Below are 6,692 nucleotides of genomic sequence, written 5' to 3' on the forward strand. Positions count from 1 at the left end.
GGGGTGGGAGAGGGGGCGCTGTGGAGTTGTCAATGATCGCTAGTGCTTGAGCTGTGGAGCTTTTGGGTCTTGGTTCTTTGGGTCTTGGTTCTTGTTCTGTTGCCTCGAGAAGGTGATGCGTGCAGTCCGTGGGCTGGGATCGGCGGGTGCGGCTCCCGGCTTGGCGTTAGCCCCAGTGCGGTAGGGCAGGCGAGGTGACCACACTTCCCCGTCCCTGCGCACACCAGCGCGACACGAGCAGCCGGGGTTCACGCAGCCGTTGAACCCCACTCCCGGCAACTGGACTCGACCGCAGTGGCGACCCGCTGCCCGGCGTGATGCTTCTCGTTGACTCGAGCAATACCGCTGGGGTCCAACGTCTTCGGAGCGATCCAGCCGACCCGCCCGCGATGCGGGGACTCCTTCCCCAACATCACCGTCTTCCAGCCGTTGACGCTGTCGTTGACCAACGCGTGGTGGTGGTCGCAGACCAACGCCAGGTTGTCCAGATCCGTCGGGCCACCCTTGACCCAATCGGTGACATGATGCGCCGCGCACATGTCGGCGGGCGCGTCACAGCCCGGGAAGGTGCAGCCACGATCACGAGCCAGCAGACCCCACCGCTGTCCCGAGGAGGCGATGCGCTGCCCGTAGGCGAGGTAGAGCGGAATCCCCTTCTCGTCGTTCACGATCAGCACCGGACGGGTACCGCCCGCCATCTTCAACGCTTCGTTGATCGACATCTGGACGCCGGAGGCGGTCGTCGCAAGACCCGAACCCCGCTCCAAATCCGCCAGGTTCATCTGCAGGGTCACCTGGACGGGCATACCCCGATGCGAGCCGAGCTTGCGCAAATCCAAATCGGGCTGCAACAAGGCGATGAACGCGTCGTGCACCCGCTGCCCGGCATCACGACGATCGCGGCGCGCGGCCGCCTCCAACACCGTGGAGTCGATGAGGGCGTCGGAGACCTGCGGGCTGTCGGCGTCCTCGTGGTTGCACATGCCCGGGCGGGCGTACTTGGCCAGGAACGCATCCAACAACGCCCGCAGCTGCGGAGTGAGCCAACCCTCGATCCACGACATTCCATCGATCCCGGGACGGCCGACCTTGATGCCGCGACGGCGGTGACGGTCCGCGTCGCTGACCACCGTGCCTTCGGGATCGAGGCGAGCCAGGATTTCGCGGCCCGTGCGCGGCAGGTCATCGGGCCAGCCCTCGCAGCAGTAGTTCACCAGAATCTGCTCGGTCTCGGCACGGGTTTCCACCGGCACATCAGCGGGCAGATGGTTCATGACATCGACGATGTTGCGGACGTGATCGCGCGAGATATCGCCTGCTTCATAGGCTTCGGCGGTGACTTCCAGCACCGGGGGTGCGAGTTGCCCGTCGGCCTGGTGGAATTCCCCCACCTGCGCAGCGATCTTGATGCGGGTGGAGGCGTTGTGGCGGGTCAGGTGCAGGGTGTGGCGCAGGAACGCCACCGGGCTTCCCGCACCCGAGGTTTCGGGCAGGCCGCGATCCGACGCCTCGATGATCAGCTTCGAATCCAGCGCCGACAACCGCCGCTTGCTGGTCTCCACCTGCTGCATCATCGCCACGACCTCCTCACCGGAGAACGCTGTCAGATCACCGGTGAGAATGCAGTCGGCGAAAGCCTCTACCGCGGCCACCATTTCGGTGAGACCGCAGCCGTCGAATGTCACTCCCTTCGAACCCATGTGCTAATTCTACGCCCATGCAAACCCCTTGGGAACCCGAAATATCCGTTGTCACAAGGCTTTTCAGATATCCTCCCCCAAAACCGCACCAGCAATTACCACCCCACCAACGATAGTTTTCAAAACAACCAATCCCCCACCCCCACTTGCCAATACCGCCGCAGCCTCAGCCACACTCCCGGTCCCCACCGCACTCCCAACTCGCTCCGAAGAATTGGGCACCGCCACACTCCCCAACTCTTCAGCCGAGAACCCCACAGCCTCCGCCCCCAATAGCTCGGCAGCCCTGAGAAATCCGGCCTCCGAAGCCCGCCGATCTATCGTGGCCAGGCGGCCGATCTCGACGTCCCCCGCCACCTCCCGGATCGCCGCGACAATGTCCTCTGCCGCCGCACCCGGCCGCAACCCGACACCGACCGCCAGCTCAGGCCGGGGCATGGGTGCGGGCGAAATCGGCTGCGGCGGAGACGAAGCGGCCGACAGCGGCGGGATTCCCGGCGGGGTGGGTGTGGAGATAAGACGCGTGCACGTTGTGGAGGCTCGCGCCTTCCCGGACCGTTTCGCCGGACGGTGATCGCCAAGCCCAAGCCGGGTCCGCAGAGCCGGCCGTGGTGAGCCGGGTGCGGTGGAACTCGTGGCCTCGCACGCGTTCGCCGGCACTCCAAAGCGGAGAATCGGTGAGCGCCACGGCGTCTCGGTAGCCGAGAGTCAGGCGCGGCCCGAATTCGGCGTCGGCGTCGAGCACGCCCGCCATGCGGTGGCCGTCGAGGGTGCGGGTCAGGTAGAGCAGGCCCGCGCATTCAGCGTGGATGGGCAGGCCACGGGCGGCAAGGTCCGCGATCGAGGCGAGGAGGCCGGTGTTGGCCGCCAGGTCGGCGGCGTGTTCCTCCGGGAAGCCACCCGGAACCACCAGACCTGCTGTGCCGGATGGCAATTCATCGTGGAGCGGGTCGAAGACCTGCACCCGCGCACCCGCCGCCGACAAGAGTTCGCGGTGTTCCGCGTACCCGAACGTGAAGGCCGGGCCACCGGCGATAGCCACGACCGGACCGGATTCTTCGGCGGTCACCTCGTCGGCCGGATCCCAGGCCTGACCCTGCGCCCCCGACGCGGCCAACGCCGCCACGGCGGCCAGATCGATATGCGCCGCAACAAGGTCCGTCATGGCGTCCACAGCCGACTGGGCGGCGGAACCGTGTTCGACAGCCGGAATCAGGCCGAGATGCCGTGACGGCACCGCCAATTCGGCCATCCGTGGCAGCGCACCCAGCACCGGCAGCCCGACCCGCGCGCAGGCCGCGCGCAGCACCTGTTCGTGCCGTTCGCTGCCCACCCGGTTGAGAATCACTCCGCCGAGCCGGATTCCGCTGTCATAGGTCGCGAAACCGTGAAGCAGCGCCGCGAGGCTCTGGCTGTGGCCGCGCGCGTCGACCACCAGGATCACCGGTGCGCCCAGCATGGCTGCGATCTGGGCGGTGGAGCCCTCGGCGATCGGGTCGGTGTTGTGTTCGTCGATGCGCCCGTCAAACAGGCCCATGACGCCCTCGACCACCGCGAGGTCGCAGCCCGCGCTGCCGTGCAGGTACAGCGGCACCACCCGCTCGGCGCCGACCAGCACCGGATCCAGATTCCGTCCCGGACGCCCGGCCGCCAGCCCGTGGTAACCCGGATCGATGTAGTCCGGTCCCACCTTGAACGGCGCGACCCGGTGCCCGGCCCGCCGCAGCGCCCCAATCAATCCGGTGGCGACCGTGGTCTTTCCGCTCCCGGAGGCGGGTGCCGCGATGACGACCGCGGGTGTGGTCACCATTCGATGCCGCGCTGGCCCTTGCGGCCCGCGTCCATCGGATGCTTCACCTTGGTCATCTCGGTGACGAGATCGGCGGCGTCGATCAGAGCCTGCGGGGCGTCGCGGCCGGTGATCACGACATGCTGGTTGCCGGGGCGGTCGCGCAGGGTCTCGACGACCTCGTCCACGTCCACCCAGCCCCACTTGAGCGGGTAGGTGAATTCGTCGAGCACGTAGAACCGATGCTCCTCGGCCCCGAGCCGCCGCTGGATCTCCTTCCACCCGGCGAGCGCGGCCGCCGCGTGGTCCTCATCGCTCCCCTGTTTGCGGGTCCACGACCAGCCCTCGCCCATCTTGTGCCACTCGACGGCACCGCCGACGCCGGTCTCGTCGTGCAGCTGCCCGAGGGTCCGGAAGGCGGCCTCCTCGCCCACCTTCCACTTGGCGCTCTTCACGAACTGGAACACCGCGACGTCGAAGCCCTGGTTCCACGCCCGCAACGCCATCCCGAACGCCGCGGTCGACTTCCCCTTGCCCGGCCCCGTGTGCACCGCCAGCACGGGCAGATTCCGACGCTGCCGCGTCGTCAGCCCGTCATCCGGAATGCTCTCCGGCAGCGGCACACCCTTCGGCATCGACCCCAACTCCTTCCACGACAACCCGTCCGGGGATTCACGGTGCCATACCCTTCGAAGGCGGCGGCTCCCGGCCCGGACTGCGGTCGTCAGGAGTTGTTGGAGATGCCTCGAAGCAGGGTGAAAAGGCTCTCGACGACGAAGGTTCCGGCAGCGTACGCCACCTCGCCGTAGCCGGGGCCGCGCGCGGCCGTCGGATTGCCAGGTCCCGCGGTCCCGCCGCCGCTCGGCATCTTCAGCAGCGCGCCATAACCGGGACCCCCGGCCTCGGCTATCTCGCGCGCGGATTTCCCCTCGGTGGATGCACCGGGCTGTTCTTTCCAGCCGTGCGTGTAGTAGCCCATTGGCCGCCGCCCCCGTAGCTCGGACGATCCCGGCGCTCGCGTCGCCGGTCGAATCACCCAATTGTAGGCAGCCACCACGCAATTCGCCGATGAAGCCACCGGCGATGCCGTCCGGTCAGGCCGCCGTGGTGGCGCGGACGATACCGGCGACGGAATCGCCGGTGAGGTCGGCCAATTGCAGGTAGCCACCACGCAATTCGCCCGCGATGTCGCGGGCCAGGCCCAGGCGGATCATGCCGCGTTCGCAGTCGACGACCATGGCGGTGACCGCGTCGCGGGCGAGCATGCGGGCGGCGGCGCGGGCGCGCGGGACCGGGTCGGTGCCGCCGGTGGCTCGGCCGTCGGTGAGCAGGACCAGCAGGGGGCGGCGGTGGGGGTCGCGGACCCGTTCGCGGCGGAGGAGGTCGCGGGCCTTCAGAAGGCCTTGGGCGAGAGGGGTTTTGCCGCCGGTGCGGAGGTCGGCGAGGCGGCGGACGGCGATATCGACCGAGGAAGTCGGGGGGAGGACGAGTTCCGCGTCCTGGCCGCGCACGGTGATGACGGCGACCTTGTCGCGGCGCTGGTAGGCGTCGCGAAGCAGGGCCACCACCGCGTTGGCGACGGCGGAGAGGCGGTCGCGGGCGGCCATGGAGCCGGAGGTGTCGACCACAAAGACGACCAGATTGCCTTCGCGCCCTTCGCGATACGCGCCACGCAGGTCGGCGGGAGCGAAGGCGAGTGGGCCGGTCAGGCGGCCGCGCTCGTACTGATGAGGTACCGCCGCGAAGATGGTGCCGAGCAGGTGCAGGCCAGTGGAGGTGTCCTCGGTGGCGTGCACGACGCGGCCCTGGCGGGTGCGGGCACGGGAGCGGCGGCCGGGTGCGCCCTCGCCGACGCCGGGGACCTCCCAGCGCGGGGGTTTGGGCAGGGAAGCGGTGGGAGCGGCTACCCGGCCCTCGCGGGCGGGTCGGTTGCCGGAGGAGTCGCCCTGACCGCGGTCGGTGCTCGGTTGCGGGTCGGCAGGTGGATTCTGGCCTCCCCCAGGAGAATCCGGCCCATCGGGGAGGTCGGGCCCATCGCCGGAATCAGGCCGACTGTCCGGGGACTCCGGGCCATCAGGACCGCCATCACGCGGATCCTGCCCAACCGAATCGGTCTGGCCGGAGTTCGGGTCGGTCTCGTCCTGCTCGGCCGAATCCTGCGGTCCCGCGCCATCGTTCGGCGGGACCGCCTCACCTTTTCCCAGGCTGTCATCTCCCTCGACGCGGGCGGCTTCCTCGGCGGCCTGGTTCATGGCGTCGTCGAGTTGTTCCTCGCTGATGCCGGGTTCGTCGAACGGATCTCGCCGACGGCGGTGGGGCAGGGCGAGTTCGGCGGCGACGCGGACGTCGGCCTCGGTGACCTCGGTGGCTCCGCGCCAGGCGGCATGGGCGGTGGCGGTGCGGGCCACCACCAGGTCGGCGCGCATGCCGTCGACGTCGAAGGTGGCGCACAGGGCCGCGATTCGGCGCAGTTCGACATTGTCGAGGGTGACGGCGGCCAACCGGTCGCGGGCGGTCAGGATGCGTTCGGCCACTTCACGATCGGCGGCCAGGTAGCTCGCGGCGAAGGCGTTCGGGTCGGCCTCGTAATCGAGGCGGCGGCGGACGACGGCCATGCGGACATCCACATCGCGGGAGGCGACCACGTCCACGGTCAACCCGAATCGGTCCAGCAGCTGCGGCCGCAGCTCGCCCTCTTCGGGATTCATGGTGCCCACCAACACGAATCGCGCGGGATGGGTGTGGGAGACGCCGTCGCGCTCGATGTGGACCCGGCCCATCGCGGCCGCATCGAGGAGCACGTCCACCAGATGGTCGTGCAGCAGGTTGACTTCGTCGACGTAGAGCACGCCGTGATGCGCGGCCGCCAGCAGGCCGGGCTTGAACGCCTGCTCCCCATCCCGCAGCACCCGCTCCAGGTCGAGCGAGCCGACCACGCGGTCCTCGGTCGCACCGACCGGCAGTTCCACCAGCCGCGCGGGCCTGGCACCGGACTCGTCCACCACCGGCGGCAGCAACTGCGCCAGCGCGCGCACCACGGTCGACTTGGCCGTCCCCTTCTCCCCGCGCACCAGCACGCCCCCGATCCCGGGATGCACCGCGCACAGGATCAAAGCCAGCTGCAGCCGCTCCTGCCCCACCACAGCGGAGAACGGAAACCCGGCCTCATCACCGGCCGCACGAACACTCTCGGAGTAAGCCAC

The 6,692-nt window shown here is 69.1% G+C and carries 6 protein-coding genes; all 6 read right to left on the bottom strand.

Annotated elements, in window-relative coordinates; all coding sequences use genetic code 11:
- Positions 1-248 precede the first annotated feature (248 nt).
- Positions 249-1,700, bottom strand: a complete 1,452-nt coding sequence (locus tag ACAM49_RS37795; RefSeq protein ID WP_369640333.1) for a DUF222 domain-containing protein — start codon at positions 1,698-1,700, stop codon at positions 249-251.
- A 63-nt stretch (positions 1,701-1,763) separates the two neighbouring features.
- Positions 1,764-2,138 carry a cobalamin biosynthesis protein gene (locus tag ACAM49_RS37800; RefSeq protein WP_369640334.1) on the bottom strand — a complete coding sequence of 125 codons (375 nt, stop codon included), beginning with the start codon at positions 2,136-2,138 and terminating at the stop codon, positions 1,764-1,766.
- Positions 2,125-3,510: a cobyrinate a,c-diamide synthase gene (locus tag ACAM49_RS37805; protein WP_369640335.1), complete on the bottom strand. Its 1,386-nt coding sequence runs from the start codon at positions 3,508-3,510 to the stop codon at positions 2,125-2,127. Before ACAM49_RS37805 ends, ACAM49_RS37800 begins: the two co-directional genes overlap by 14 nt.
- On the bottom strand, positions 3,504-4,124 hold the full coding sequence (cobO, locus tag ACAM49_RS37810; protein ID WP_040810883.1) for a cob(I)yrinic acid a,c-diamide adenosyltransferase: 621 nt from the start codon (positions 4,122-4,124) through the stop codon (positions 3,504-3,506). Before cobO ends, ACAM49_RS37805 begins: the two co-directional genes overlap by 7 nt.
- Before the next feature lie 89 nt (positions 4,125-4,213).
- Entirely contained in the window at positions 4,214-4,468 is a 255-nt protein-coding gene (locus ACAM49_RS37815; protein WP_369640336.1) for a hypothetical protein, read from the bottom strand.
- A 115-nt stretch (positions 4,469-4,583) separates the two neighbouring features.
- A complete protein-coding gene (locus ACAM49_RS37820) occupies positions 4,584-6,692 on the bottom strand; it encodes a magnesium chelatase subunit D family protein (protein WP_369640337.1) in 2,109 nt (702 codons plus the stop codon).

This window comes from Nocardia sp. JMUB6875 (assembly GCF_041154655.1).
Taxonomy (GTDB): Bacteria; Actinomycetota; Actinomycetes; order Mycobacteriales; family Mycobacteriaceae; genus Nocardia.